Source organism: Ruegeria sp. K7 (genome assembly GCF_056531785.1).
The window spans coordinates 174,482-199,997 of record NZ_JBQFMJ010000002.1 but is presented as its reverse complement, the minus strand read 5'-3'; the positions used below and the strand labels follow the sequence as shown (position 1 = coordinate 199,997).

Here is a 25,516-nt window from a genome sequence, read left to right as displayed (position 1 = left end):
TCTTTGGATGAGTGGGATAAACTGACACGCCTTTGAGCCACGGCGGGCCGAGAACGTGCAGAGCGGTTGGGGTTTTTGCGAGCGAGGGTCTGTCGGAAAAGCGTCAGGCAGACAGACCAGCCCACTGCGGCGGGGAGGTGCCAAGCCTTGATGCGGGCAGCGGCCAGTGCATCCTGGCAGTCCCGACGCTCAGCGCGGATTTCAGGCGGTGGCCAGGCCCCCAACCCGAAACCTCGGTAGCCTGGGCATAGTCCTGCGGGGTGGCACCCTGCATCTCGACCTCGGGGTCGGATTTGCTGAGTGCCACCAGCAACTCTGCGGTGCGTGCAAGTGACAGTTTGGCGTGCATCACCGGGTTCCCCCGCGCGGCCTGAGCAAGCGCCGACAGGATTGATGCGGCCATCAGGTAACCGGTGGCGTGATCCAGCGCCTGCACGGGCAGGGGGGTAGGCTTGTCCGCCTGCGCCCAGATGCGCCCGGCATCGGCGATCCCGGCGCTCATCTGGACAAGGCTGTCAAACCCGCGTCGGGTCGACCAGGGGCCTTGCCACCCATAGGCGTCCAGTGTCACCTCAACCCGGTTCGGGGCCAGTTCATCCCGTTTGGTTTTGGTCAATCCAAGCGCGTCCAGTGCGCCGGGACGATAGCCGTGAACAAAGACGTCCGCCTCGGCCAGTAGGTCATGCAATTTTTGACCCCCGGCAGGAGATTTCAAGTTCAGATAGGTGCATCGTTTGCCCAGCGAGATGTCGGGAATGACCCCGGGCTCGTCCCAACCGGGGGGATCGATCCGCAGCACTTCCGCGCCGAATCCGGCGAGGGTTCGGGTGGAAACCGGGCCAGCCAGAACGCGGGTCAGATCAAGGACCCGCAAGCCAGCGAGTGGCCGTTCTGCTGTGGCATTTGGCCGGTTGCGCAGGGTGACGATTCGCGGGTTTTCCCAGGTAATCAGCGGGTCGCGCGACACGGCACGGCCCTGAGGATGTTCAAGCCATTCCACCCGGCTGCGCATGGCAGCCGCAACACCGCCTTCGGCAACAATTGCGCTTTCAAGTTCCGAAATCGCCCACTGCCTGACCGCCTGGGATACGGCTTCCCGATCTGCGGGTGTATCCAGAACCTTGAGGGCCGCGTTGCGATGATGCGGCAGGTTGGTGTGCAACCGGATCCAACCGTCCGATGCCCTGTAGTTGCCGGCAACCGCATCCCACAGTTCCGGCATCTGCCAGCCATCGGGTTTGAACGAAAACCCGAACCAGAGCGATGCCAGGCGGTGATCGACGGTGATTTCCGGTAGCTTCGCGGACAGGTTCAGGGCGGAAGTCAATGAAGCAAGCTCTTGCCCGACGGCGGCAAAGCTGGCCGTGGCCAGCTCTGACACCGCAAACACGCTTGAAAGTGCGCCGTTCCCGGTAGTCCGATAGCTGTCTGCGGCGGGAAGGGACGACAGCAGGCTCATTGCTGATAGGGGTCCAGACTGTCGCGCAGCCCGTCGCCAAGGAAGTTGAAGGCCAGCACCACGACGATAATCGGCAGCATCGGGATGGCGGTCCACGGGTAGATCTCGATCGAGGCGAGGTTCTGCGCATCGTTCAGCATCACGCCCCAACTGACCGCCGGTGCCCGCAGGCCAAGGCCGAGGAAACTGAGCGCCGTTTCCCCGAGGATCATTGCCGGGATCGACAATGTGGCCGAAGCGATCAGATGTGACATGAAGTTCGGCAAAAGGTGCTTGCGGATCACCCGCCCCGAGCTTGCGCCCATCATTTCCGCCGCGCGCACGTATTCCTCTTCGCGCAGGGACAGGAACTTGGCGCGGACGGATCGGGCGAGACCGGGCCAGTCGAGAATGCCGAGAATGATCGAGATGATGAAGAACACCGCCACCGGGCTCCAGTTCGACGGGACTGCGGCGGACAACGCCAGCCACAGGGGCAGTTCCGGCAGCGAGCGCAGGATTTCGATCACCCGGTTGATGGTCCAGTCGATCCTGCCGCCGAAATACCCCGCCATCGACCCGAACAGGATACCCAGAAAGAACGACACCGAAATACCGATGAGGCCTACGGTCAGCGACAGTTGCGCGCCGTAAAGGATGCGGCTGAACACGTCCCGGCCCAGCCGATCCGAGCCCCAAAGGAACAGCGTGGCGCCCTCGGGGGCGCAGAACAGGTGCCTGTTTGTTTTGATCAGTCCTGCCAGCTTGTATTCGGACCCTTCACAGAAGAACCGGATCGGTCGTGGGTCTTCGGTGTCGGGGACGAATTTCCACTGAAAGGTCTCAAGATCAGCTTCGGCTATGATGGGGTAGACGTAAGGTCCGACAAATTCACCTTCGTGGAACCAGTTGACGCTTTGGGGCGGGGCATAGAGGTGTTCACCATTGCGGTCGTTCGGCCCGTAAGGCGCAATGAACCCGGCGAAGGGCAGCATCAGATAGCATAGCAGCAGGAAGATACCCGAAATCAGGCCCAGCTTATGGGTCCGGAACTTGCGCCAGACCAGAACCCAGTTCGGTGCGTCCAGATCCGCGCGTTCGAGTTGTTGGATCGAGGCTTCGGGATCGAACGGGGCGTCGTCGACATAGCGGCCGTCAGGAAGTTTGCTCATGCTTCACGGCCCTCGTATCGGATGCGCGGGTCCAGCATGACCAGCAGGATGTCGGAGATCATCGTCCCGATCAGGGTCAGCAGGGCGACGAACATCAGGATGAAGGCCGACAGGAACTGATCCTGTGTCTTAAGCGCGGTCAGCAGGGTCGGGCCAATGGTTTGCAGACCCAGAACGACCGACACAAGTACCGATCCCGATACCATCGAGGGCAGCAGGTTGCCGATGTCCGCCACAAACGGGTTGAAGGCAACGCGCAATGGGTATTTCGTCAGCATCCGCGACGGGGCCATGCCCTTGGCGATGGCGGTTTCGACATAAGGCTTGCCCAACTCGTCCAGCATATTGGCCCGCAAACGCTGCATCATTGCGGATGCCCCGGAGGTGCCGATGACAAAGGTCGGAACAATCAGGTGGACAAGAATGGACTTCAGCTTGTCCCAACTCATCGGCTGGCCTTCGAAGGATGGGTCCATCAGCCCGCCGATGGGCAGGTTGAAATAGCGGTGGCCGTAATAGAACAGGATCAGCGCCAGAAGAAAGTTTGGCGTGGCGAGACCAAGATAGCCAACAAAGGCCGAGGTGTAGTCGATCCAGGTTCGTGACTTTGCAGCAGCCAAAACACCCAGCGGCAGGGCCACTGCATAGACGAAAAGGATCGCGGCCAGGTTGACCACGACCGTCAGCCACAGCGTGTCACCCACGATTTCGGACACGGGGCGGTCGAATTCAAAGGACCAGCCGTAATTGCCCTGCAACAATCCTTCGAACCCGTGGGGACCGGGCCAGAATCCCATCCAGATCAGGTATTGCTCCGGCATCGACCGGTCCAGCGCGTATTCCTTGCGCAGAAACTCGGCCTTGGCCACGCCGGCCGACTGACCCGAGGCCTGCAATTCGGCAATCTGGTTGCTGAGATAGTCGCCGGGCGGCAGGTTGATGATCACGAAGATCAGAACCGACACCACCAGCAGTGTCAGCAGCATCGTGAAAAAGCGGTACACCGCGTAGCGCAGCATGATCATTTAGCTGCTCCTGTCAGTCGGCGAAAAAGAACTCGTCTGGCCGGTGGACGCCGAAATGCGCACCGGGTTCCCATGCCCACATGGCTTGCTGAGGTACATTGCGCAGACGGTTCGAAACCACGATCGGTTGCGGTGCACCGTTCAGAATACCGATGGCGTAAAGCTGGTCGGCATGAATTTTCAGCATTTCGGTCCAGACGGCCTGACGCTCTTTGTCGGTTGTGGCGATTTCCCATTTGTGGGCCAGTTCCATCAACCGCTCTGCCTCAGGCATGTCTGGTGACTCGCCCGCTTCGCCACCTGTCTGATGATACTGCCCCCATTTCGGCCACGCCAGAAATACCTGATCGGTCGGGGCCAGGTAGGCGGGGGAAGTGTGATTTTGCGGGATACCGTCATCCCAGCCGAACCAGACGGATGCCATCGTATTGCCCGAGAAGACGCGGTTGCGCAGGATGTCCCGGTCCAGCGGGCGCATGACCAGCTTGACGCCAACTTCGCGCCAGGTGTCGGTGACGATCTGCAATGCGTTTTCAACCTCTTGCCGTTCGCCAGCGGTTTCGATCACCAGTTCCATCGGACGTCCGTCAGGCAGCAATCGGATTCCATTGTTATCCCGCTTGTCCAGCCCGGCCTCGTCCAGAAGGGCATTGGCCTGCTCGATGTCGAACTGCGCCCAGGCCTGTGCATTTTCTTCGTTGTAGAAAGGTGAGGCAGGCAGCACCGACATCGCACCGGGCTGGGCCAGTTTGAAGTAAAGCGCCTGGTTGATCGTCTGGCGGTCAATTGCGAGTGAAAGGGCGCGGCGCACGCGCACATCGCGCAACACTTCGCGCCAGCCATCATCCGAGTAATTCAGGTTCGGGTAGATTGCGATCTGTGACGCCACCCCAGTTTTCCAAAGCAGTGTCTTGTAGTTCCCCTTCTCCTCACCCTTTTTCAGGATTGATGCGTCACGGAAAGCCAGCCCGCGCCCCTGCAAATCGGTCTCACCCGCGTTGGTCTTAGCTGCAACAAGGCCGGGGGCGACGATCTCCATCTCGACCACATCGATATAGGGCAGTTGCACGCCCTTGGAGTCGATGCGGTGATAGTAAGGGTTGCGGACAAAGTTGTGCCGGATCTTCTTGCCCGAGCTCGCGTTCAGCCAGGGCTGCAGGGTTGGCAGTTCGTGGTTGTCGAATTTATAGAGGTTATCCAGCTTGTTGTGCAGCGCGGCCCAGCTTTTGACCCTTGCATCGTCAACCTGAAAGGCCAGATCTTCGGCATCTGCAAACTTCTCATGATATTGCTTGAGGAAGGCGGACGGGCGGTAAATGAAGGGGGGGCGGGCCTGCGCCAAAGATTGCAGGAAATTCGGGTTCGGATCGTCCCATTCGTAAATGATTGTCTGCTCGTCCGGGAAAGTCACGGTCGGCAACTTGCCTTCGACTTGCAGGAAATCCGGCGGACCGGAGGGGCTGAGAAGTTCATTGTTGGCCACATCCTCCCACCAGTAGCGAAAATCTTCCGAGGTGAAGGGAGAGCCGTCGGACCATTTGTGCCCTTCGCGCAGATGCAGCGTGAACTTGCGGTTGTCTTCGTTGTCGAATGAGGCCAGCAGGTCCGGGACAATTTCATAATTCTGGTCGAAACCGACCAGGCGGGCATACCCATAGACGACCATCTGGCGGATGTCCTTGGATCGCGTCACCATCGTGCGCAAAGTTCCGCCGGGCGTGCCGAATTCACGCCCCTTTGCGGCCAGATCAACGATCAGGGGGTCCTTCGGCAAACGCTCCTGAACCGGGGGCAGGTTGCCTGCGTTGACTTCAGTGGCCCAGAATTCGCTTTCCTGTGGTGTCGGAACGGTCTCTGCCGTGGCGGGCAGCATCCAGGTCAGGGCCAGCGACGCGGCCAGAAACAGGGGACGAGTGGTTTTAAACATGGCAACGTACCTTATGGCCGGGCTCCAGCTCTATCAATGAGGGTACCACGGTGTCAGAGAAACGAAAGGCTTCTTCCCAGCTGCTCGGTGCCCCCGCGCCCAAAGCGACCAGTTTCAGGTCGATGGGGCGGTTGATGTCAGGTTCCGGTTGAGCGGCAATCAGCGCTTTGGTGTAAGGGTGGCGGGGATTGTAAAACAGGGTCTCAGGCGGGGCTTGTTCGACGATCAGTCCCCGTCGCATCACGGCGACCTCATCAGCGATGCGCGCCACGACGGCAAGGTCGTGGGAGATGAAGAAATAGGACAGGTTCAGACTGTCCTGTAGATTCTCCAGCAATGTCAGGATCTGTTCCTGCACCGACACGTCCAGTGCTGAGGTCGGCTCGTCACAGACGATCAGCAACGGGTCCAGCATCATGGCGCGGGCAATCGACAGGCGCTGGCGCTGACCACCGGAAAACGCATGCGGGTAGCGTTTGAGCATGTCCGCGTTCAAACCGACCCGTTGCAGCATCTCGGCCGCCTTGTCCCGCTGTTCGGAAACAGACCCGATGCGGTGGATTTCCAACGGCTCGGTCATGGCGTCCTGAATGCGCATGCGCGGGCTAAGCGAACTGTAGGGATCCTGAAACACCATCTGCGCATTGCGTTGAAACGCGGTGCGCTGTGCGCGTGTCATCTTGTGGACCGTGATCGGATCGGCATCAGCCGAAGTGCGGAACAGCACTTCGCCGCCCGGATCAGGTAGCTCGGCGCCCAAGGCGATGCGGGCGGCGGTGGTCTTGCCTGACCCGCTTTCGCCTACAACGGCCAGCGTTTTGCCCCGGGCCAGCTGCAGATCGACACCCTGACAGGCGAAGATTTTCTTGTCGTCCTGCCAACCCTTGCTTGAACGCATGGTGTAAGTCTTGCTGACGTCCTTCATCTGCAGGATCAGATCATCCTGCGGCATCGGCAGGCCGACGGCATCCTTGTCCGGGATTTCCGGTGCGGCATCAAACAGTTGCCGCGTGTATGGGTGCGCGGGCGCATTCAGCATCGGCTCGGCCGGACCGGCCTCCATCACGCGACCCTTGTGCATGACGACAACCTGCTCGGCCATGTTGGCGACAACGCCCAAGTCATGCGTGACCAGGATCAGCGCCATGCCGGTTTCTTTTTGTAGCTCCTTGATCAGCCCCAGAACCTGCGCCTGCGTCGTCACGTCCAGCGCGGTGGTCGGTTCATCTGCGATCAGCAATTCGGGTTTCGAGACCATCGCCATGGCGATCATCGCCCGCTGCCGCATGCCGCCGGACAATTCGAAAGGGTAAGAATCATATGCCCGCTGAGGGTCGGGAAACCCGACGCGCTCGAACTGGGTCAGAACCTCTTTGCGAGCCTGCGCCTCGGACGCACCGCGATGCAGCCAGAGAACCTCGCTGACCTGATTGCCGATCTTGTGCAATGGAGAGAGGGATCGCATCGGCTCCTGAAATATCATCGAAACGCGATTGCCGCGAATATCGCGCATCTGGCGTTCGTTGATTCGGGTCAGGTCCACCAGACCCTTGGAATCATTCAAGGTAATTGTTCCGCTGCGAATCTGGGCCGTGCGCGGTAGAATGCGCAACGCTGCCCGGCAGGAAATGGTTTTGCCCGATCCGGATTCTCCGACCAAAGCAAGCGTTTGCCCCGCCTCGACGTCAAAATTCACGCCTTTGACAACAGATTCCGCACTGCCAAAGCCAATGCTGAGGTCTTGGACAGACAACAAAGCATTCATGCAGGTTTACCACCTGTTTGACCGTAGGTCGGCATCGGCTTGTTCAACTCCCTGTGTTTTTTGGCTCAGTTTCGCGCGGTTAGTGCCGCATAGTCAAACCGTTCTTGGGCCCAAACGTCGCGGAAACGTGAAACCGGGGGCAATTTATCTACACAAAGTCTTGAGTTCTTGTCATCTAGGGCAGTGTCGGCCACATCTTGTCTGTCGACTGCCATCAAGGAGAGACTTGCCCCGTGTCCGACAATCAAAGCCGTCTGGATCTGTTCATCGACCGCATGGTGTCACAGCGCGCCTGCCTGGATTTTGCCATTGCGCAAACCCGCAGCATGCCGGGTCCCGTGTTTGAGCTCGGGCTGGGCAACGGGCGAACCTATCATCACATGATCGGTCGTATTCAGGATCGCCCGGTTTATGTTTTTGAACGGGCGGTTGCGTCGCACCCGGAGTCCACACCGCCCGACGATCGGGTGATCCTTGGCGACGTGCGGGAAACTCTGCCCGCGTCGGTCGACCGTTTTGGCGCATCGGCCAGCTTGATACATGCGGATCTGGGCGGGCATAACAGGGCCAAGAACGATGCGTTCGCACGATTTGTATCGCCGCTGATCGAGCCGCTGCTGGCCGAGGGCGGATTGATGGTGTCCAGTGATCGCATGTATTTCCAGGCCCTAACCGAAGTGCCGCTGCCGGCAGGTGCTGTGGAAGGCCGCTGTTTCATTTATCGCCGCTGATCCGGGCCACAGGAAAGAGCGCCAATGCTGTTTTATGACTGCTCAACCGCCCCCAACCCGCGCCGGGCTCGCATGTTCATCGCTGAAAAAGGGCTTGATATTGAAACCCGGCACATCTCGATCGCTGATCGAGAGCAGTTGAGCGACGATTTCAAAGCGGTAAATCCAAGGGCAACGGTGCCGGTTCTGGTGACGGATGGCGGCACAGTCCTGACCGAAAACCTTGGAATCGCTGCCTATCTTGAAGCGCGCTTTCCCAATCCGCCTTTGTTGGGCCGTGGTCCGGACGATAAGGGCCTTGTTCTGATGTGGAACAGTATTGTCGAGCAACAGGGCGGCGCCCCGATTGCCGAAGTGCTGCGCAACACCAATCCCTTCTTTCGGGACCGGGCGATCCCAGGACCGGTCAACTACGCGCAGATCCCCAAACTGGCGCAGCGCGGCACCGACCGTGTAGCACAGTTTTTCGATCTTCTGGAGCAGCGCTTGCGAAACAGCGCATTCTTGGCCGGGGCAGAGTTTTCACTGGCGGATATTTCGGCTTTTGTTTTTGTAGATTTTGCGCGGGTCATCAGAACGCGCATACCTCAGGAAAACACGGCGACGCTGGCATGGTTCGAGGGGATCAAGGAACGACCCAGCGCCAACCTTTGAAGCCAAGGTTTCAGGAAGCGTAGACCACCCAGGCCCAGACCATGGCGACGTAAGTCAGGTTGTGCATGAACTGATCCAGCCCGGCAGCCCGCCAGAATGCCGCCTGATTGGGTTGCAGTTGCCGCTTGTCCGAGTACCGGGCCTTGGCAAAGTCTATGTTGAAATGCACGAACCATTCCAGAACGGCGATAACAAGGATGAAAGCTATCGCGGTCCCGAACAGCAGAAACACAATAGCAGACCCCGCCGCATGCACCGCTGCATGCTGCGCGCGTCCCAAATGCATATATTCCCCGCGGCCCGACAGCATTTTTGCTGTCTGGAGATAAAAATCCGCGAACATATGTTTGACCTGCAATAAGCAGATCATCAGCAACACCGCGCCAAGTGTAGCAGTCAAAATCGCCTTCCCCATATCAGTCTGTCTCAAACTCTAGGTGCTAAATTGGGCTCGCGCAAATGAACTAGTTCACACAAGGGGGGAATTTTCGATCAATTGGAAACTATTTGCGTCTTTTGTTGGGATTGCGGTAAATTCGTACTGCTGAATTTAAAGATTACCATGACGTACGGGTCGATGACCTGAAGTAGGGGCGGGTTCAATAGAAAGAACGATTTTCCGGTTTATTTGGAAGTACTCCAAACGCGATCAGCTGGTGTTGCTGGCCGTGACGGCGACGCTGTTTCCATTGCTTTACCTGACGCTGGAACTGCCCAAGCGCATCATCAATGACGCCATCGGCGCAACCAGCAGCGTGGTCGAGGTCTGGGGCTACAGCCTGACGCAGACCAATTTCCTGATCATCCTGTGCTTTGCATTTCTGGCCTCGGTTCTGGCGCATGGTTTGATGAAGATGCGCATCAACACGATGAAGGGGATCCTTAGCGAACGGATGTTGCGCCGGTTCCGCTATCAGCTGATCAACAGCGCGCTGCGTTTTCCACAACCCTATTTCGAACGGGTCAGCCAGGGTGAACTGGTCTCGATGGTCACAGCCGAAAGCGAACCGATGGGCGGGTTGATGGGCGATGCGATCAGCCAGCCGGTGTTGCAGGCCGGACAGATGATCACGATCCTGTCGTTCCTGTTTCTGCAAAGCGTCTGGTTCGGATTGGCAGCAGTGGCGCTGATCCCCTTGCAGGCCTGGCTTATCCCGCGCCTGCAGCAGCAGATCAATCTGCTGAACAAGAAACGCATTCAGGAAGTGCGCGTGCTTGCGGCCCAGATTGGTGAAAACGCGGCGGGCGCATCGACATTGCGGTCAAACGGCGGCTGGCGGTATCGTCGCGCGATGGTCTCGGATCAGCTGGGGCGGCTGTTCGGCATCCGGTTCGAGATCTACCAGAAGAAGTTTTTTATGAAATTCATAAACAACTTCATCTCGCAGCTGACGCCGTTCATGTTCTATCTGGTTGGCGGGCTTCTTGTGCTTCAGGGGTCGGTCTCGCTGGGGGCGCTGGTCGCGGCCTTGGCTGCCTACAAGGACCTGAGTTCCCCATGGAAGGAACTGCTGACATATTACAACCAGACACAGGACATGTCCCTGCGCTGGGACGTGGTGGTCGAACGCTTTGCGCCTTCGGGAATGCTGGATGAAAGACTATTCGACGGCGAGCCTGAAACACGCCCGCATCTGAACGGTGATATCCATCTGAACCATGTCTCGGTGCGCGATATGGATGGAAATCAGGTGCTGGACGATCTGAATCTTACGTTTCCGGGTGGAAAGACGGTTGGTATTTCCGCCCCCAGCGAGGAAGACCGGCGTGCATTGGCGGAACTGCTGACGCGGGAAATCCTGCCAAGTGCCGGGCGCGTTGAAATCGGCGGGCAGAACCTGGCCGATATGCATCAGGGGGTTGTGGCGGCTCGGATCGGATATGCCACGTCGCGGCCCGTGATGTTTCAGGGAACGCTGGGCGACAACGTCATGATGCCGATGCGGTTCAAGCCGTTGTCGGACGGGCCGGCCGACCCCGGATTCGCCGAAACCCAGCGCGCCGGAAACAGCCCGGACCCGTTCCGGGCAGATTGGCTGGATCCCTCACTGGCCGGTCTGGACAATGCGCAGGCACTGCGTGCGTGGTGGCTGCAACTGGTCGAGGGTATGGGCTCGGGTGCGGCCCTGTTCCAGCGGGGCAGCGAGCAGACATTCGATGCAGCCGAGCACCCCGAGCTGGCGGCAAAACTGGTCGAACTGCGCCCGGTAGTGCAGCAGGCCGTTCAGCAGAATGGGTTGGAACAGCAGGCGCTGATTTTCGGTCGAGATATCTATAACCCGGCTTTGCCTGTGGCCGAAAACCTGCTGTTTGCCACCCCGCGCGTCCGGGTCACGCAGGATCTTCTGGCGCGCCAATCCGTGTTTCTTGGGCAATTACGCGAACTCGGACTGGATGAAACGCTGGTCAGCCTGACCCGGGACGTGATCGACATGCTGCGCCAGATCTTTGGGCTGGATGGAACCGATCACCCTCTGTTCCGCAAACTTGGCCTTGAAGCCCAGACCTATGAGGCCGCGGTCGAGCTGATAGACCGCACCCGGGACGAAGGCGCGACAGGGCTGAACGATGAACAGCTGGCAAACCTGCTGGCGGTGCCGTTGGTGATCTCGGCCGAACAGATCGGGCCGGCCTTTACCAATGAACTGAAGGACCGGATTCTCGAGTTGCGTCACAGCCATTCTGACAAACTGCTTGAGACATTGCATGACGTCTTCGTGCCGCTGGATGAGGGCGAGTTTGCACCGGGGCTGACCGTGATGGAGAACGCCCTTTTTGGCAAGGTCAGCCAGGTTGGAGGGGCCCGGTCCGACGAGTTGCGCAAGGTGATTGTCGATGTGCTGTCCGAAAAAGGCGCGCGTCCGCTGGTGATCGAACTGATCTACAACGTTCCGGTTGCCCTCGGTGGGCAAAACCTTCCGGCGGTTTTTGCCGAACCATTGGCCTTTACCCGTGCAACGATCAAGAAGCCGGACGTTCTGGTTCTTGAAAACGCGCTGGCCAGTTATGACATGAAAACGAAAGTGGCGGTCTACAAGAACCTGCGCGAGTTGCTGCCGGAGACCACGGTTGTCTACCTGAACGATCAGTTCCAGAATCCGGATGCATTCGACATGCATGTGGAAATCAGGCAAGGTCGTGTCGTTTCAGGGGAGGGACCGATCGACGTGGAGGAAGACAGCGCCGCCTCAGCCGACCTTGCGCGCAAACTGCGGGCATTGGAGCAGACGCCATTGTTCTCGGGTCTGAACCGCAGACAGCTGCGCCTGCTTGCATTTGGTGCGCGCTGGTTTGAGGCCGCGAAAGGCGAAGTGATCTTTCTGAAAGACGACCAGCCGACGGATGGGGCCTACGTTGTTCTTGAGGGCGAGGCGGGTTTGTATCTGCCGCAAAAGGACGAACCGGATCAGCTGATCACCAAGGTCGGACCCGGCGCGCTGGTTGGCGAACTTGGTCTGATCCGCAAAGAGCCGCGCGCGCTGAGCATGATTGCCGAAACCGATCTGTCCTGCCTGCGTATCGGTGAAGAAGAATTCCTTGCCGTCGTCGAAAACGATGCCGCAACTGCGTTCAAGCTGTTGCAGGTCATTGCCGGTTACGTTTCGAACTAGATGCCGCCGTCGGGGTTGCAGAACAGGTCATAGAGCAACGTGATGACCTGTGCGGTGTTGCCGTCTTTCAGTGTGTAGTAGATTGTTTTGCCATCCCGGCGGGTCGAGACCAGGTTTTCCTCGCGCAAGCGGGCAAGCATCTGACTGACTGCCGCTTGCCTTAGCTGCAACAGCTCCTCCAGTTGCCCTACAGATTTTTCGCCATCGCCCAGATGGCACAGGATCATCAATCGGCCTTCATGGGCCAGCGTCTTGAGGAATGCGGCCGCGCGGGCGGCGCTTTCGCTCATATCTGCAGGTTTTTCAGGGCTTGGTTGTTGGGACTGCACTTCCTTGAACGTCACGCGCGACCTGTCTACTAGTCTGTATTGTCAGCATTATGCCTGATTACAGTCGTGATTGTCACCCCTCGACAGCCGGGGCGCCGCCCTGAAAGGCGTTGCCGTTGACGTAGTCACAAGGTGCCTCCTGCATCTGCAGGTGCAGGCCATCCCCGGTATAGGGGTGCGCGCGGGCCAGTTCTTCATTGACGTCGATCCCGAGGCCGGCAGCAGTGGGCGGGATCACGAATCCATTGTCCACCTGCAAACTGCCGTTGATCAACTGGTTGTGGAACGGGGTTTCAATGGTTTCCAGCAGCAACAAGTTGGGTATGGATGCGGCCAGATGGATGTTCGCGGCCCATTCCACAGGCCCCGCGTAAAGATGTGGCGCCAACTGTGCATTGAAGATTTCGGCCATGGCGGCGACTTTCTTCATCTCCCATATCCCACCTGCGCGCCCCAGCGCGGGTTGCAGGATTTCCGCCGCGCCAGCCCGCAGAACCGCCCCGAACTCGGCCTTTGTGGTCATCCGCTCGCCTGTGGCCACCGGAATGCGGACGTTGCGGGCAACGCGCGCCATGTCTTCGATCATGTCCGGCGGTGTGGGTTCTTCGAACCAGAGTGGCGAGTACGGCTCGAGCGCCTGACCCAGTCGGATGGCCCCCGCCGTGTTGAACTGGCCGTGGGTGCCGAACAGCAGGTCGGCCTTGTCCCCGACTGCCTCGCGTATGGCTTTGCAGAACGCCACCGACATCGAGATATCGGACATCGCCGGCATATGGCCGCCGCGCATCGTGTAAGGACCAGCCGGGTCGAACTTAACCGCGGTGAAGCCGCGCCGGACCATTTCGGCCGCGCTTTCCGCCGCCTGATCGGGTGACGTCCAGAAATCGGTCAGATTGTGCCGGGGCAGGGGGTACAGATAGGTATAGGCGCGAATGCGTTCATTCATCAGCCCGCCTAGCAGGGCGTAAACCGGGCGGTCCCGGTCCTTGCCCAAGATGTCCCAGCACGCGATTTCAAGCCCGGAAAACGCGCCCATGACCGTCAGGTCCGGACGCTGGGTGAAGCCGCTTGAATAGGCGCGGCGGAACATCAGCTCGATGTTTTCCGGGTTCTCGCCCAGCATATGCCGTTCGAACACGTCCCGGATGACATGTTTCATGGCCTCCGGGCCAACCGACGAGGCGTAGCATTCCCCCCACCCGGTGATCCCGGTATCGGTCGTGACCTTGACCAGTATCCAGTACCGTCCGCCCCAGCCGGGGGCCGGAGGGGCCGTGACGATAATGTCGAGATCCTGCAGTTTCATCAGCTGCCCTCCTGCCGAGTCGCGTTAGTTCTGGTCGAAGATAATGACGTTGCGTTTGGCCGAGCCGGTCTTCGTGTCGGCAATCGCCTCGTTGATCTGGTCCAGCGTCCAGCGCCCCGAGATCAGTTCATCCAGCTTCAGCCGCCCCTGTTCGTACAGGTCGATCATCCAGGGGATGTCGCGCTGAATGACTACATCGCCCATTTTCGATCCGACCAGGCCCTGTCCCAATGCGGCAAGGATGACGGGTTCGTAGGTGGACTGATCGCCGGAATGCGGCATGCCGATCATGACCGCCTTGCCGCCGCGCCCAAGGTAACGCGGGGCCTGATCATAGGCCGGTATCGCGCCAACGGTGATCAGAACCGCATCCGCCCCGCGCCCGCCCAAAGCCTTGTATGCAGCCTTCCACGGCTCGTCCAGGCTGCCCAGCACGCCATGAGTCGCGCCAAACTCTTTGGCGATTTCCAGTTTCTCTTCGGTCATGTCTACAGCCACGATGCGCCGCGCCCCAGCAAGCCGCGCGCCCTGTATCGCGTTCAGGCCTACGCCCCCGGCGCCAATCACGACTACGTCCTGACCCGGGCGCAAACCGGCTGCGTTGACGGCTGCGCCAACGCCTGTGATCACGCCGCAGGACAACAGGCTGGCAACGTCCTTGGGCAGCGTTTCCGGGATTTTGACGATCTGCCTGTGGCTGACGACCACCTTTTCCGCAAAAGCGCCGCAGGCCATGGCCTGTTCAAGCGGACCGTTATCGGCTGTACGTAGCGGACCCTTGACCGTGTCGTAAGGGGTTTCACAGATCGTGGGTTTGCCACCTGCGCAGGACGGGCAGGACCCGCAGGCCCGGATCAGCGTGACAACGACCGGGTCGCCGACCTGGAACCCGCCTGCGTCCTTGCCCACCGCCGATATGATGCCAGCCGCCTCGTGCCCATAAACGGCAGGCAGAAACCCGCCCCAGGCGCCACTGGCGTATGTTATGTCGGAATGACAGATCGCGACGGCGTGCAGGGTCACTTCGACCTCGCCATTGCCCGGAGCCGAAATCCGGACATCTTCAATGACAAGCGGTTCCCCGAACGCATGGCATACAGCGGCTTTGATGGTTTGCATTGTTGTTAACTCTCCCTTTCGCACACGGTGGCGTTATGGCGCGCAGGCTGCAAGGCGGAATCCGTCATCGCGATGTCGTTGTTACGCCACAAGCGGGCGCGCCCGGGAAAACAGCACGAAACCTGCAATCATCAGCACAAGGGCAAGAAGAAACGGCGCACCGGGCAAATAGATAGCTGTGTCCGGTCGCACGAAATGCGCGAATACGCCGGTCATCAGCAAGGGAGAGATAATCATCGACAGAGCATGGAGTGAGGTCAGAACGCCCTGCAGTTCGCCCTGTTGGGAATCCGGTGTGGCCCGCGACATCATGGCCTGCAGGGCCGGGGTGATCACGGCGCCAAAGGCCGTGATCGGGATCAGGATCAGGGCGACAGTTCCGTTGGTCAGAAACGCCAACAGCAAGAAACTGATTATCTCGAATCCCATGCCGTAGATGATGGTTGCCCGCTCGCCCAGATATCGCGTGGCCGGGCGGATCAGACCGCCCTGCACGGCCGCCATGGCCATGCCGTAGACCCCAAGCGACACCCCGATCATCTGCGGTGACCAGCCAAAGCGCTCAGTCGTGAAATACGACCAGATTGCGGGGTAGACATAGATTGACACCGAATACAGGAAATAGACCCACAACAAAGGTCGAATTCCCGGCAGTCCGGCGATGGCGCGCAACGAATTTGCGGTATTGGCACGTCGCCAGCTGAATGCGCGCCGGGTCTTGTCCGTGATCGTTTCCGGCATGACGAACAGACCGACGACGAAGGTCAGCGCAGACAACCCCGCCGCCGCCCAGAACGGCGCGCGGGTTCCGTATTCACTCAGCACACCGCCCAGTACCGGCCCAAGCACGAAGCCAACGCCAAAGGCCGCCCCGATCAGCCCGAAATTGGCGGCTTTCTCGTGTGGCTTTGACACGTCCGCCATGAAAGCCGCCGCGGTTGCGTGGGTGGCGGCGGTGATGCCGCCAATGATGCGCCCGGCAAGAAGCAGCCAGATACTGCCTGCAACCGCCATGACCACGTAGTCCAGCGCCATGACAAACAGCGACACCAGAAGAACCGTGCGCCGCCCGTAAGCATCCGAAAGATTTCCCAGAATTGGACTGAATACAAACTGCATTGCAGCGAATGCGGTGCTGAGAATCCCGCCCCAGATTGCAGCACTGGCCAGCGTTCCTGCCTGAACCTCGAGGATCAGTTCGGGCATGATGGGCATCACCAGACCGATGCCCATGGCGTCGATCATCACGATGCTGAGAACAAACAGAAATGGCAGACGCATGAGTACCGGTTTCATTGGTTTCTGCGCGGACCCTAGCGACCGGCCGCAGGGAAGGGAACATCCCTGTACCGTGTCGTGACGTCCGGTCAGCCGGGTTCAGAGCCCATGCTCGATCTCGCTCAACAGTTTGGCCAGCTTTTCCGGCTGCGCGAAAAACGGTGAATGCGAACTGTCGATGGTGTGACGCAGGTTCGGCGGCGCGCAGTGGCTCATCGTTTCCTGATATTCGGTCGGTATCGTATGATCGTCGGTTGTACGGATATATGCCTTTTTGACGCCGGCGTGTCTTGCGGACAGCGGCAAAGGGGTGTCCTGAGGCCGGATCGGCTGAGGGCACATTCGTGCCAGCGCATATTGGGTCGTGCCGGTCGGGCAGTCGTGATAAAACAGATCCTGCACCCGGTCTGGATGGACGGTGTAGGACAGGCCGTCGGCAGATTTGTCCACGGCGTCAACAATCAGTTGCCGGGGCGCGCGTTTTCGCATCTCGACCATCGACAAACCGTCGTGCGGCACATACGCGCAAAGATAGATCAGGCCCCGCATTGCGTTTGGCTGAGCCTCGGCGGCGGCGCTGATCGGATATCCGCCCCAGGAATGCCCGACGATGAGTGTTTCCGGTGTTGTGGCCGCCAGAACAGCGTCCCGACACCCGTCCAGCGTAACCTCGCAGATGCGGGTCGGGTCGGAACCGTGGCTGGGCAGATCAATGGCATGGGCGGAATGCCCCAAACGTTCAAGTGCAGGTATAAGATCGCGCCAGCACCATGCGCCATGACAGGACCCGTGGATCAGCAAAAAATCCGCCACAGTCGTCTCTCCTTCAGATGTGTCCGACATCGGACAGGAAGCGTCGCAACAAGGCGGCGTATTGCTTCGGGTGTTCGACACAGGGCAGATGTCCCGCCTTGCGCATCAGTTCAAACCGGGAGCCGGGGATCAGGTCGACTGTTTCTCTGACCAGATCGGGCGGGGTCGAGCCGTCCTCGCTGCCGGCGATGCCCAATGTGGGCAGGCGCAATCCGCTGGTCGGCGTATAGAAATCGGTGCCCGATATGGCGGCGCAGCACCCCAGATAACCTTCGACCGGTTGGCGAACCATCATGTTGCGCCACAGCAGATGATCCGCCGATGTGCGATAAGCCTTCGAAAACCACCGTTCCATCGTTGCATCGGCCAGCGCTTCGATCCCGCCAGCTCGCACCGCGGCCATGCGATCCTGCCAGATGGCCGGGGTCGCGATTTTGGCGGCGGTGTTTGATAGAACCAGCGCGCGGATTTGATCCATCCTTTTGACGGCCAGGCCTTGGGCGATCATGCCGCCGATGGACAGGCCGACGAACACGCAATTCCGGACACCAAGATGGTCCAGAAGGGCCTCGGTATCCCTTATCAAGGCGCCCATCGAATACGGGCCGGGAGGCTGCGAAGACAATCCGTGACCACGCTTGTCGAAACGGATGATCCGCAGGCCATCCGGCAGATGCGGCAGGACGCTGTCCCAAAGGCGCAGATCGGTCCCAAGGGAATTGGCAAACACGATCGGTGCCCCGTCCGGGTTGCCGTCCGTTTGGTAATGCAGTTGCACGTCACCAAGATCGGCGATTTGCATGATTTCGGTCCCTGTCGATTCACAGTTCGGGGTCAACTTGCACGGATTGCCGCCTGCTGTCAGGTCAGGAATTCCAACGCCTGGCCAAAAACTTGCGGATCGGCATTTCCGCCGGATGCCACTACAATGACCGCGTCGCCCTGAATCTCGTCCTTGCGGAACAGGGCTGCCGCCAGCGACACGGCCCCGCCCGGTTCCAGCGCGATCTTGAGGCGCAAAAACGCCTGCGCCATTGCCCGCAGGGCTTCTTCCTCGGATACCGCCAGCCCGGGACCGCACAAACGCTGAAGGATCGGAAAGGTGATCTGGCCGGGTTGGGGGGTCAGGATTGCATCGCACAGATTGCCCGCTGCCGCCGCGTTCTTTTCGATGCGGCCGCTTTCCAACGATCGTTTGACATCATCAAAGCCTTCCGGCTCGCACGGGCGAACCCGCAGGTCAGGCGCGTGTTTTTCCAAAGCCAAGGCAATGCCCGATGACAGGCCGCCGCCGCCGCAACACACCAGAACGTCCGCATTGGCAACCCCGGCTTCGGCTGCCTGACGCGCAATCTCAAGCCCCGTGGTGCCCTGTCCGGCGATTACTTGCGGTTCGTCGTAGGGCCGGATCAGCGTCAGCCCACGCTCCTGCGCCAGACCTTCTCCGATCTCCTCGCGACTTTCGGTTGTTCGGTCGTAGAGAACAACCTCGGCCCCCAATGCGCGGGTGTTTTCGATCTTCAGCCGTGGCGCGTCTGAGGGCATGATGATGACCGATGATATCCCGTGCCGGGACGCGGCCAGCGCAACCCCCTGCGCATGGTTGCCCGAGGAATAGGCAATGACGCCGCGCTGCCGGTCACTTTCTTCCAGCGCCGAGATTGCCGACCACGCGCCGCGAAACTTGAAACTGCCGGTATGTTGCAGGCATTCGGGTTTCACCAGCACCCGCCGATCTGCGATTTCGTCCAGAAAGGGCGAGGTCAGGATCGGTGTTTCCCGCACATGTCCCTGCAGTCGGGTGGCGGCGGCTTCGATCAGATCAATGGTGCTCATGCGGCGTCCAGTACTTTGCGAATGACGGTCAGCGAAGGGGGCTCGTCCAGAAAGGGAACATGCCCACGGTCCGGCACCTCAGCCACGATAAGCCCGGGGTGACGAGTTTGCATTTGGGTAAGTGTTTCCTTTCCCAGAATGTCCGAGTTTGCGCCACGGATGACACCAACCGGCAAATCGCGCAAGGCCTCGAACAACGGCCACAAATCCGGCACCACCCCGGCAGCGGACTGTTCGATCAGCGCGGTCCGCAAGGCGGGGTCGTAGCGCAACGACAGATGCCCGCCCTGATCTTCGTACTGAAACTCGGCCTGCCGTCGCCAGATGCTCAGAGGGACACCGGGGAAATGAGGGTCCATAGCCTGTTTCAGTTGCCGTGCCGCCTGATCCAGTGTTCTGGAAACCGGCGGTTTGCCGACGTATTCCATGATCTTGGCAATGCCTGCAGGTCCAATAACCGGGCCGACATCGTTCAGGATAACGCCCGCCAGCCGGTGGCGGTGGCTGATTGCCAGCGCCATCGCGATCAAACCGCCGCGGGACGTCCCCAGAATGACCACCCGGTCGAGGGCCAGATGATCCAGCAATTCGATTGCGTCCAACGCCTCGCGCTGGATGTTGTAGTTCGCGTGGTCCGGGTCATGATCGGAGTGACCTCGCCCGCGATAATCCATTTTGATCATGCGGTAATCGGCCATGTGGGGCGCAAGGAAAGAAAAATCCCGACCATTGCGCGTCAATCCTGCCAGACACAGGACCGGAGCGCCTGTGCCATTGTCCTCATAATAAGTGCGCCTGTTGTCCGAGGTCGTGAAAAACGGCATCAAAGACCGGCCAGCTTTGGGATCGAAGTCAGGTCGGACATGACATGAGCGGGCGTCCACGGCAATCGGTCCTGGGGTTCGCCTGCACGGTTGACCCAGGCAGTCACGAAACCGTATCCGCTGGCTCCGGCGGCGTCCCAGCCATTGGAGCTGACGAACAGGACCTGATCGCGTTCACAGCCAAAGCGTTGCTGCACAAGGTCGTAGACTTTCGCATGTGGTTTGAAGACACCAACAGTTTCGACCGACAGCACGTCGTCCAGCAGATCGCCGACGCCGGCCGACAGCACAGCACCTTCCAGCATCGGCGGGGATCCGTTGGACAGGATAGCGGTCTGTAAACCACCCGCTTTCAATGCCCTCAGCATCTCGGGCACTTCCGGATAGGACTGCAGTTGCCAGTACAAATCCAGTAGCCTCTGTCGCAGGGCGGCATTGCCATCTAGCCCCGTGGCTTCCAATGCCCAATCAAGCCCGTCCTGCGTCACGTCCCAAAAATCGGCATGCGCGTCTGTTATCGCCCGCAACCAGGTATATTGCAGCTGTTTCAGGCGCCAGAAATTGGCCAGCTCGGGCCATTTCTGCTGCAGCGCCTCGAACTCCGGTTCACCTGCGGCCTGCCTTGCGGCGGCGGTGACATCGAACAACGTACCATAGGCATCAAAAACACAGGTGGAAATTACCATCGGACCCTCACTGCCGTTCGGCGGCAGGTTGGCACAGGAGTTTCGTGGGTTAAAGGGGCAAGGGTTTACATTATCGTGTCATACCCTAGGTTGACCGGTTCATTCCTTACCCGGTCGGAGTTCAATATGACTGAAATCAAACAAGGCGACACAGTGCGCATCCATTATACCGGCACCTTGCTGGACGGATCCGTCTTTGACAGTTCCGAGGGGCGCGATCCGCTTGAGTTCGTCGTAGGCTCGGGCCAGATCATTCCCGGCCTCGACACGGCCATGCCGGGCCTGGCGGCAGGCGACAAGAAACGGGTCGAAATCGCCTGTGTGGAAGCCTATGGGCCGATCAACCCGGCGATGCGCCAGGCCATCCCGCGCGAAGGCATCCCGGATGATATTCCGCTGGAGCCTGGTACTCAGCTGCAGATGCAGACACCTGACGGGCAAGCCTTGCCTGTTACCGTTGTCGATGCAGACGAGGCCACTGTTACTCTTGACGGGAACCATCCCCTGGCGGGACAGGACCTGATCTTTGAGATTGAGGTGGTTTCGGTAAACTGACCGGAAAAGGCGAAAAGACTGTCAGCCTGCAATCATGCCGATAAGGCGATCCACAGCTTCACGCACCGGTGGCTGAGTCAAAAAGACAAACAGCACCAGAAGGGATGTCAGCGTCAGTAACATGACACGACCCCGATTGGTCAGGAGTCCCGACTTGCGCCGGACCTGAGGTCCGCGCGCGTTGTTTGCAATGATCTGGTCTAGCTTGCTCATAAGCCAATCCCTGCCGCCGAAAGATGGTCAAATCTAGGCGTCGGCAGGGAAAGATATGGTCACATCGCCTCGGGCTGCGGCATTCCAAGGATATGGAAACCGCCATCGACACGGATGATTTCGCCTGATGTGCAGGACCCGGCGTCCGACGCCAGATAGACCGCAGTGCCGCCCACGGCCTCAAGCGTCGCGTTCGATCGCATCGGCGCGTTCTGGTCACAGAACTTGTAGGTCTTGCGCGCGCCGCCAATTGCGGCCCCGGCCAGCGTTTTCATCGGCCCGGGAGAGATTGCGTTGACGCGAATACCATCAGGGCCGAGATCATTGGCCAGGTAGCGGGTCGCCGATTCCAGTGCCGCCTTGGCCACACCCATCACGTTGTAGTTGGGAACAACCTTGTTGGACCCATGATAGGTCAGGGTCAGCAAGGTGCCACCATTGTCCTTCATAAGTGGATATGCCCGGCGCGCGACCTCGATAAAGGAATACGCCGAGACATCCAGCGAGTGTTTGAAGTTCGCGCGTGTCGTGTTCAGAAACCGGCCGGTCAGTTCGTTCTTGTCGGAATAGGCGATGGCGTGCACGACGAAATCGATGGTCGGCCATCGCTCACCCAGCTCGCCGAAAGCGCGGTCCAGCGATGCGTCATCGGTGACGTCCGCATCTACCATGAAATCGCTGCCGAGGCTTTGTGCCAGCGGCTCCAGACGCTTTCCGAACGCGTCACCCTGATAGGTGAACGCCAGTTCGGCACCGGCCTCATGCATCGCCTTGGCAATGCCCCACGCAATCGAGCGGTCATTTGCCACGCCCATGATCAGGCCGCGTTTGCCCTTGAGAAGATCCGACATCATAGTCACCCGTTATACCTGGACAGGATCATGGAGCCGTTGGTGCCGCCAAAGCCGAAGCTGTTGGTCATCACGCTGTCCAGGCCTGCGTTTTCAACCACCTGAGTTGCAATTTCACCGGGCAGGATGCCGTCGGAAAGTGTGTCGACATTGATCGACGGAGTAATGAAGTCATTTTGCAGCATCAAAAGGCAGAAAATCGCCTCAAGCGCGCCGGCTGCGCCTTGCGCATGGCCCGTCATCGATTTGGTCGACGAAATCGGCGGTACGCTGCCCTCACCGAAGATACGGCGAACGGCCTCAACCTCGCCCACATCGCCGACCGGGGTCGAAGTGCCGTGGGCGTTGATGTAATCGACCTTACGGCCTTCGGGCAGGGTGGACAGGGCCAGGCGCATCGCACGCTCGCCGCCTTCACCGGACGGTGCAACCATGTCATGTCCGTCGGACGTCGCGGCATAACCGGTGACCTCGGCATAGATCTTCGCGCCGCGTGCCAGTGCATGTTCCAGGTCTTCCAGAACCACGATGCCGCCGCCGCCGGAAATCACGAAACCATCGCGATTCTGATCGAATGCACGCGAGGCTTTTTCGGGGGTGTCGTTGTATTTGGAGGACATCGCACCCATCGCGTCGAACAGGCAGGACAGGGTCCAATCCAGTTCCTCGCCGCCGCCTGCAAACATCACATCCTGCTTGCCCAGCATGATCTGTTCCGCCGCGTTGCCGATACAATGCAGCGACGTCGAGCAGGCCGACGTGATGGAATAGTTGATACCCTTGATCTTGAACGCTGTCGCAAGGTTCGCCGAAATCGTCGAGCACATGCATTTCGGCACTGCAAAGGGGCCGATCCGCTTTGTCGCACCGTTTTTCAGCACAGTCTGATGCGCCGTCAGCATGGCGCTGGTCGATGGTCCACCGGAGCCGGCGACAAGACCCGTGCGCGGGTTGACGACCTGGTCTTCGGTCAGGCCGGCGTCTTCGATCGCCTGGCTCATGGCGATGTGCGCGTATGCGGCGCCGGGGCCCATGAAACGAAGGGTACGCTTGTCCACATGCTCGGCCACGTCGATCTTGAGCGTTCCGGCGATCTGGCTGCGAAATCCGTGTTCGACCATCTGTTCGTTGGCTTCGATCCCAGATTTACCTGCCTTGAGCGAGGCGAGGACCTCTTCGGCATTGTTGCCGATCGAGGAAACGACCCCCAGACCGGTGACGACGACGCGACGCATATGCGTACTCCTGTATTCCGTTCCTTGTTACCAGTCCGTCAGCCGGGTTCAGCTTTCGGACAGCGCAACTTTCATGTCCTTGACCTGATAAATCACTTCGCCGTCGGCTTCGACCCGGCCATCCGCCACACCCATGGTCAGACGGCGGGTTTGTACGGCTTTGGTGAAATCCACATAATATGTCAGCATCTTGCGGTCGGGGCGCACCATTCCGGTCAGCTTGACCTCACCCACGCCCAATGCGTATCCGCGACCCTGCCAGCCGCGCCAGCCCAAATTGAAGCCGGTCAGCTGCCACAGCCCGTCCAGACCCAGACAGCCTGGCATGATCGGGTTGCCGGGGAAATGGCAGTCAAAGAACCACAGGTCAGGATTGATGTCGAATTCTGCCACCACATGGCCTTTGCCATGTTCGCCGCCATCGCCGGAAATGTCGGTGATCCGGTCCATCATCAGCATCGGTGGGGCAGGTAATTGCGCGTTTCCGGGGCCGAATAATTCGCCACGGGCGCATTTCAGCAGATCATCCTTGTCAAAACTGCTCGGGAATTGGGCCATTCTGCCGCCTCTCCTGCCAGGGGTCCGTTCCTTATATCTGGCCTCGTCTAGCACCCGTTTGCAAGGGCCTGCAAGAGTTCTGGTCCATATCATGTCGCGCTCAGCCCATTCTTTGCGAATGAATTTCATTTGAAATTGTGGGGGCGAAGCACTTATATGTAAGTCAGCCAGAATTGCGGGTATCGGAAATCATGACACCTCAAAGCCAGAACAGAGCCACGACTTGGCTTGTAGACGCCGGATTGCGCCCGACGCGCCAGCGTGTTGCTTTGGCTGAGCTGCTTGTCGGCGACGGAAAACACCGTCACGTCACCGCCGAAAGCCTGTTTGATGCGGCGAAGAAAAATGGCGACGCCGTATCGCTGGCGACCGTGTACAACACGCTGCGCGCCTTTTGCGACGCCGGTGTTCTGCAGGAAATCACCGTGGACGGGTCAAAAAGCTATTTTGACACCAACACGCACGACCACCCGCACTTCTTCTGGGAAGACGAAGGCCGGCTGAGCGATGCGCCCTCGGATCAGTTGGTGATCCAGCGTCTTCCCGAAGCGCCTGAAGGGGTCGAGATCGCGTCGGTCGACGTTGTTATCCGCCTTCGCAAAACACAGTAACTCCTCTCACCAGCCGAGTTCAGCCAGAGCCTGTTCCGCCTTTTGAACATTGCTGTCCGCCGGACCGGTTCCGTGACGTGCCAGAACCACGGGTTCTGCCGCTTCCGGGTTGGATATCGGCCTACTGGTCAGCGGTCGCCCATCATAGCTGAAATGGCTGTGCGGGATGGCGTAGCTGATCGCGATTCCCTCACCGTGGGCGGCCAGGCTGCGCTGGATTTCCAGCGAGGCCGCGCGGTGCGCGACGGTGGGCGACAACCCGTTTTGCCGGAACAGGCCCAGCACATGCTGCGCCGACAAACCCTCCTGAGACAGGATTAGGGGGTGCGATTCCAATTCCTTCAGTGAAATTGTGTCGTTGCCCGTCAGAATATGCTCGGGCGGCATCACCGCGTGGGGGATGTTGTCGAACAGGATACGCCGCGAGAAACCGGCATCCATGCTCAGCCCATAGGTCAGGGCAATGTCAATGCGCCCATCTATCATTCCCGAAATCAGTCCCTCGAATCCGTCCACCTGATAAGTGATCGCGACGTCAGGCAGGGCATTCCGAAGAAGGTGCAAAGCCGGAGCCATCAGGAAAGGGGCCAGGTCCACGAAACACCCGATCCGCAGCGTCGCCGCGCCGGTGTTGGTCTGGTCCGACGATTCCAGCCGCGCGGCACGGTCCAGCAGCGCCTCAGCCTCGCCGATAAACCGGCGGCCCTGTGGCGTGACGGCCATCGCGGCGCCTCGCTTGCGGGCAAAAAGCGGATACCCCAATTGCGACTCGACCCGCGTCAGGGCGGTGGACAGCGCGGGTTGCGAGACATTGAGTTGCTGAGCCGCCGCAGACAGGCTGCCGTAGCGGCCGATTGCGCAGATATATTCATAATGTCGGAGCGTAACGTATAACATGCCCTTAATTCTAGGTTCGAAAGATATTATTTGAACAGAATTAATTTTCATGTGCAGATCGGGCAGGGAACGCACGGAGACC

25 protein-coding genes are annotated in these 25,516 nt (G+C 59.6%); 5 read left to right on the top strand and 20 right to left on the bottom strand.

What is annotated here, in order from left to right; all coding sequences use genetic code 11:
* Nucleotides 1–103 precede the first annotated feature (103 nt).
* The 5 genes from ACR0FE_RS05640 to ACR0FE_RS05620 are packed head-to-tail and all read right to left on the bottom strand — an operon-like array spanning nt 104 to nt 7,327.
* Complete coding sequence (locus tag ACR0FE_RS05640; protein WP_480911605.1) at nt 104–1,459, bottom strand: CoA transferase; 1,356 nt, start codon at nt 1,457–1,459, stop codon at nt 104–106.
* A complete protein-coding gene (locus ACR0FE_RS05635) occupies nt 1,456–2,610 on the bottom strand; it encodes an ABC transporter permease (protein WP_170678343.1) in 1,155 nt (384 codons plus the stop codon). The genes ACR0FE_RS05640 and ACR0FE_RS05635 overlap by 4 nt, the downstream gene beginning before the upstream one ends.
* Nucleotides 2,607–3,635, bottom strand: coding sequence for an ABC transporter permease (locus ACR0FE_RS05630; RefSeq protein ID WP_170613497.1), 1,029 nt, complete (start codon nt 3,633–3,635; stop codon nt 2,607–2,609). The genes ACR0FE_RS05635 and ACR0FE_RS05630 overlap by 4 nt, the downstream gene beginning before the upstream one ends.
* Before the next feature lie 13 nt (nt 3,636–3,648).
* Complete coding sequence (locus tag ACR0FE_RS05625) at nt 3,649–5,562, bottom strand: ABC transporter substrate-binding protein (RefSeq protein WP_480911603.1); 1,914 nt, start codon at nt 5,560–5,562, stop codon at nt 3,649–3,651.
* Nucleotides 5,555–7,327, bottom strand: coding sequence for an ABC transporter ATP-binding protein (locus ACR0FE_RS05620; RefSeq protein WP_170613493.1), 1,773 nt, complete (start codon nt 7,325–7,327; stop codon nt 5,555–5,557). The genes ACR0FE_RS05625 and ACR0FE_RS05620 overlap by 8 nt, the downstream gene beginning before the upstream one ends.
* A 233-nt stretch (nt 7,328–7,560) precedes the next feature.
* On the opposite strand from ACR0FE_RS05620, the gene ACR0FE_RS05615 reads away from it, so the two are divergent.
* Together ACR0FE_RS05615 and ACR0FE_RS05610 are read left to right on the top strand one after the other, a co-directional pair.
* A complete protein-coding gene (locus ACR0FE_RS05615) occupies nt 7,561–8,058 on the top strand; it encodes a class I SAM-dependent methyltransferase (RefSeq protein WP_170613491.1) in 498 nt (165 codons plus the stop codon).
* A gap of 24 nt (nt 8,059–8,082) precedes the next feature.
* Nucleotides 8,083–8,712 carry a glutathione S-transferase gene (locus ACR0FE_RS05610; RefSeq protein WP_170613489.1) on the top strand — a complete coding sequence of 210 codons (630 nt, stop codon included), beginning with the start codon at nt 8,083–8,085 and terminating at the stop codon, nt 8,710–8,712.
* Between the two features lie 10 nt (nt 8,713–8,722).
* Here ACR0FE_RS05610 and ACR0FE_RS05605 read toward each other — a convergent pair whose 3' ends face one another.
* Nucleotides 8,723–9,112, bottom strand: a complete 390-nt coding sequence (locus ACR0FE_RS05605; protein ID WP_170816776.1) for a DUF3307 domain-containing protein — start codon at nt 9,110–9,112, stop codon at nt 8,723–8,725.
* A 214-nt stretch (nt 9,113–9,326) separates the two neighbouring features.
* Between ACR0FE_RS05605 and ACR0FE_RS05600 the strand changes: the two genes are divergently transcribed.
* Nucleotides 9,327–12,323 carry a cyclic nucleotide-binding domain-containing protein gene (locus ACR0FE_RS05600; RefSeq protein ID WP_480911903.1) on the top strand — a complete coding sequence of 999 codons (2,997 nt, stop codon included), beginning with the start codon at nt 9,327–9,329 and terminating at the stop codon, nt 12,321–12,323.
* On the opposite strand, the gene ACR0FE_RS05595 is transcribed toward ACR0FE_RS05600, so the two are convergent.
* From ACR0FE_RS05595 to ACR0FE_RS05555, 9 genes are all read right to left on the bottom strand, one after another.
* Nucleotides 12,320–12,613, bottom strand: coding sequence for a metalloregulator ArsR/SmtB family transcription factor (locus ACR0FE_RS05595; RefSeq protein ID WP_321254896.1), 294 nt, complete (start codon nt 12,611–12,613; stop codon nt 12,320–12,322). The two genes, ACR0FE_RS05600 and ACR0FE_RS05595, sit on opposite strands and share 4 nt — an antisense overlap.
* A gap of 112 nt (nt 12,614–12,725) precedes the next feature.
* Nucleotides 12,726–13,958, bottom strand: a complete 1,233-nt coding sequence (locus tag ACR0FE_RS05590) for a mandelate racemase/muconate lactonizing enzyme family protein (protein ID WP_480911599.1) — start codon at nt 13,956–13,958, stop codon at nt 12,726–12,728.
* 24 nt (nt 13,959–13,982) lie between these two features.
* Nucleotides 13,983–15,077, bottom strand: a complete 1,095-nt coding sequence (locus ACR0FE_RS05585) for a Zn-dependent alcohol dehydrogenase (protein ID WP_480524953.1) — start codon at nt 15,075–15,077, stop codon at nt 13,983–13,985.
* A gap of 81 nt (nt 15,078–15,158) precedes the next feature.
* Nucleotides 15,159–16,358: a TCR/Tet family MFS transporter gene (locus ACR0FE_RS05580; protein ID WP_170613790.1), complete on the bottom strand. Its 1,200-nt coding sequence runs from the start codon at nt 16,356–16,358 to the stop codon at nt 15,159–15,161.
* Nucleotides 16,359–16,454: 96 nt separating this feature from the next.
* Nucleotides 16,455–17,168 carry an alpha/beta fold hydrolase gene (locus ACR0FE_RS05575; protein ID WP_480911597.1) on the bottom strand — a complete coding sequence of 238 codons (714 nt, stop codon included), beginning with the start codon at nt 17,166–17,168 and terminating at the stop codon, nt 16,455–16,457.
* 13 nt (nt 17,169–17,181) lie between these two features.
* Nucleotides 17,182–17,970 carry a 3-oxoadipate enol-lactonase gene (gene pcaD, locus ACR0FE_RS05570; RefSeq protein ID WP_480911595.1) on the bottom strand — a complete coding sequence of 263 codons (789 nt, stop codon included), beginning with the start codon at nt 17,968–17,970 and terminating at the stop codon, nt 17,182–17,184.
* Between the two features lie 59 nt (nt 17,971–18,029).
* Nucleotides 18,030–19,004 (bottom strand): threonine ammonia-lyase, encoded by a 975-nt coding sequence (locus ACR0FE_RS05565; RefSeq protein ID WP_480911593.1) that lies wholly within the window; start codon nt 19,002–19,004, stop codon nt 18,030–18,032.
* Entirely contained in the window at nt 19,001–19,828 is an 828-nt protein-coding gene (locus ACR0FE_RS05560; RefSeq protein ID WP_480911591.1) for an alpha/beta fold hydrolase, read from the bottom strand. Before ACR0FE_RS05560 ends, ACR0FE_RS05565 begins: the two co-directional genes overlap by 4 nt.
* Nucleotides 19,828–20,514 carry a haloacid dehalogenase type II gene (locus ACR0FE_RS05555; protein WP_480911589.1) on the bottom strand — a complete coding sequence of 229 codons (687 nt, stop codon included), beginning with the start codon at nt 20,512–20,514 and terminating at the stop codon, nt 19,828–19,830. Before ACR0FE_RS05555 ends, ACR0FE_RS05560 begins: the two co-directional genes overlap by 1 nt.
* 126 nt (nt 20,515–20,640) lie before the next feature.
* Here ACR0FE_RS05555 and ACR0FE_RS05550 point away from each other — a divergent pair, with 126 nt between their 5' ends.
* Nucleotides 20,641–21,069 carry an FKBP-type peptidyl-prolyl cis-trans isomerase gene (locus tag ACR0FE_RS05550; RefSeq protein WP_170678317.1) on the top strand — a complete coding sequence of 143 codons (429 nt, stop codon included), beginning with the start codon at nt 20,641–20,643 and terminating at the stop codon, nt 21,067–21,069.
* Between the two features lie 21 nt (nt 21,070–21,090).
* On the opposite strand, the gene ACR0FE_RS05545 is transcribed toward ACR0FE_RS05550, so the two are convergent.
* From ACR0FE_RS05545 to fabA, 4 genes are read right to left on the bottom strand one after another with little or no spacing between them, the layout of a single operon-like run.
* Nucleotides 21,091–21,282 carry a hypothetical protein gene (locus ACR0FE_RS05545; protein WP_170613469.1) on the bottom strand — a complete coding sequence of 64 codons (192 nt, stop codon included), beginning with the start codon at nt 21,280–21,282 and terminating at the stop codon, nt 21,091–21,093.
* A gap of 59 nt (nt 21,283–21,341) precedes the next feature.
* A complete protein-coding gene (locus ACR0FE_RS05540; protein ID WP_480911586.1) occupies nt 21,342–22,133 on the bottom strand; it encodes an enoyl-ACP reductase FabI in 792 nt (263 codons plus the stop codon).
* A 5-nt stretch (nt 22,134–22,138) separates the two neighbouring features.
* Nucleotides 22,139–23,368 carry a beta-ketoacyl-ACP synthase I gene (fabB, locus tag ACR0FE_RS05535; protein WP_170613465.1) on the bottom strand — a complete coding sequence of 410 codons (1,230 nt, stop codon included), beginning with the start codon at nt 23,366–23,368 and terminating at the stop codon, nt 22,139–22,141.
* Between the two features lie 48 nt (nt 23,369–23,416).
* Complete coding sequence (fabA, locus tag ACR0FE_RS05530; RefSeq protein ID WP_170807690.1) at nt 23,417–23,926, bottom strand: bifunctional 3-hydroxydecanoyl-ACP dehydratase/trans-2-decenoyl-ACP isomerase; 510 nt, start codon at nt 23,924–23,926, stop codon at nt 23,417–23,419.
* A gap of 191 nt (nt 23,927–24,117) precedes the next feature.
* Between fabA and irrA the strand changes: the two genes are divergently transcribed.
* Entirely contained in the window at nt 24,118–24,537 is a 420-nt protein-coding gene (irrA, locus tag ACR0FE_RS05525) for an iron response transcriptional regulator IrrA (protein ID WP_170619440.1), read from the top strand.
* A gap of 6 nt (nt 24,538–24,543) precedes the next feature.
* Here the strand turns inward: irrA and ACR0FE_RS05520 are convergent, their stop codons facing one another.
* On the bottom strand, nt 24,544–25,434 hold the full coding sequence (locus ACR0FE_RS05520) for a LysR family transcriptional regulator (protein ID WP_480911583.1): 891 nt from the start codon (nt 25,432–25,434) through the stop codon (nt 24,544–24,546).
* Nucleotides 25,435–25,516 lie beyond the last annotated feature (82 nt).

Coding starts and splice junctions, on each gene's coding strand:
- ACR0FE_RS05640 (WP_480911605.1), bottom strand. CDS start 1,459: ATGAGCCTGCTGTCGTCCCTTCCCGCCGCAGACAGCTATCGGACTACC.
- ACR0FE_RS05635 (WP_170678343.1), bottom strand. CDS start 2,610: ATGAGCAAACTTCCTGACGGCCGCTATGTCGACGACGCCCCGTTCGAT.
- ACR0FE_RS05610 (WP_170613489.1), top strand. CDS start 8,083: ATGCTGTTTTATGACTGCTCAACCGCCCCCAACCCGCGCCGGGCTCGC.
- ACR0FE_RS05550 (WP_170678317.1), top strand. CDS start 20,641: ATGACTGAAATCAAACAAGGCGACACAGTGCGCATCCATTATACCGGC.
- ACR0FE_RS05595 (WP_321254896.1), bottom strand. CDS start 12,613: ATGAGCGAAAGCGCCGCCCGCGCGGCCGCATTCCTCAAGACGCTGGCC.
- fabB (WP_170613465.1), bottom strand. CDS start 23,368: ATGCGTCGCGTCGTCGTCACCGGTCTGGGGGTCGTTTCCTCGATCGGC.
- ACR0FE_RS05620 (WP_170613493.1), bottom strand. CDS start 7,327: ATGAATGCTTTGTTGTCTGTCCAAGACCTCAGCATTGGCTTTGGCAGT.
- irrA (WP_170619440.1), top strand. CDS start 24,118: ATGACACCTCAAAGCCAGAACAGAGCCACGACTTGGCTTGTAGACGCC.
- ACR0FE_RS05580 (WP_170613790.1), bottom strand. CDS start 16,358: ATGCGTCTGCCATTTCTGTTTGTTCTCAGCATCGTGATGATCGACGCC.
- ACR0FE_RS05560 (WP_480911591.1), bottom strand. CDS start 19,828: ATGCCGTTTTTCACGACCTCGGACAACAGGCGCACTTATTATGAGGAC.
- ACR0FE_RS05545 (WP_170613469.1), bottom strand. CDS start 21,282: ATGAGCAAGCTAGACCAGATCATTGCAAACAACGCGCGCGGACCTCAG.
- ACR0FE_RS05565 (WP_480911593.1), bottom strand. CDS start 19,004: ATGAGCACCATTGATCTGATCGAAGCCGCCGCCACCCGACTGCAGGGA.
- fabA (WP_170807690.1), bottom strand. CDS start 23,926: ATGGCCCAATTCCCGAGCAGTTTTGACAAGGATGATCTGCTGAAATGC.
- ACR0FE_RS05520 (WP_480911583.1), bottom strand. CDS start 25,434: ATGTTATACGTTACGCTCCGACATTATGAATATATCTGCGCAATCGGC.
- pcaD (WP_480911595.1), bottom strand. CDS start 17,970: ATGCAAATCGCCGATCTTGGTGACGTGCAACTGCATTACCAAACGGAC.
- ACR0FE_RS05630 (WP_170613497.1), bottom strand. CDS start 3,635: ATGATCATGCTGCGCTACGCGGTGTACCGCTTTTTCACGATGCTGCTG.
- ACR0FE_RS05590 (WP_480911599.1), bottom strand. CDS start 13,958: ATGAAACTGCAGGATCTCGACATTATCGTCACGGCCCCTCCGGCCCCC.
- ACR0FE_RS05585 (WP_480524953.1), bottom strand. CDS start 15,077: ATGCAAACCATCAAAGCCGCTGTATGCCATGCGTTCGGGGAACCGCTT.
- ACR0FE_RS05540 (WP_480911586.1), bottom strand. CDS start 22,133: ATGTCGGATCTTCTCAAGGGCAAACGCGGCCTGATCATGGGCGTGGCA.
- ACR0FE_RS05555 (WP_480911589.1), bottom strand. CDS start 20,514: ATGGTAATTTCCACCTGTGTTTTTGATGCCTATGGTACGTTGTTCGAT.
- ACR0FE_RS05625 (WP_480911603.1), bottom strand. CDS start 5,562: ATGTTTAAAACCACTCGTCCCCTGTTTCTGGCCGCGTCGCTGGCCCTG.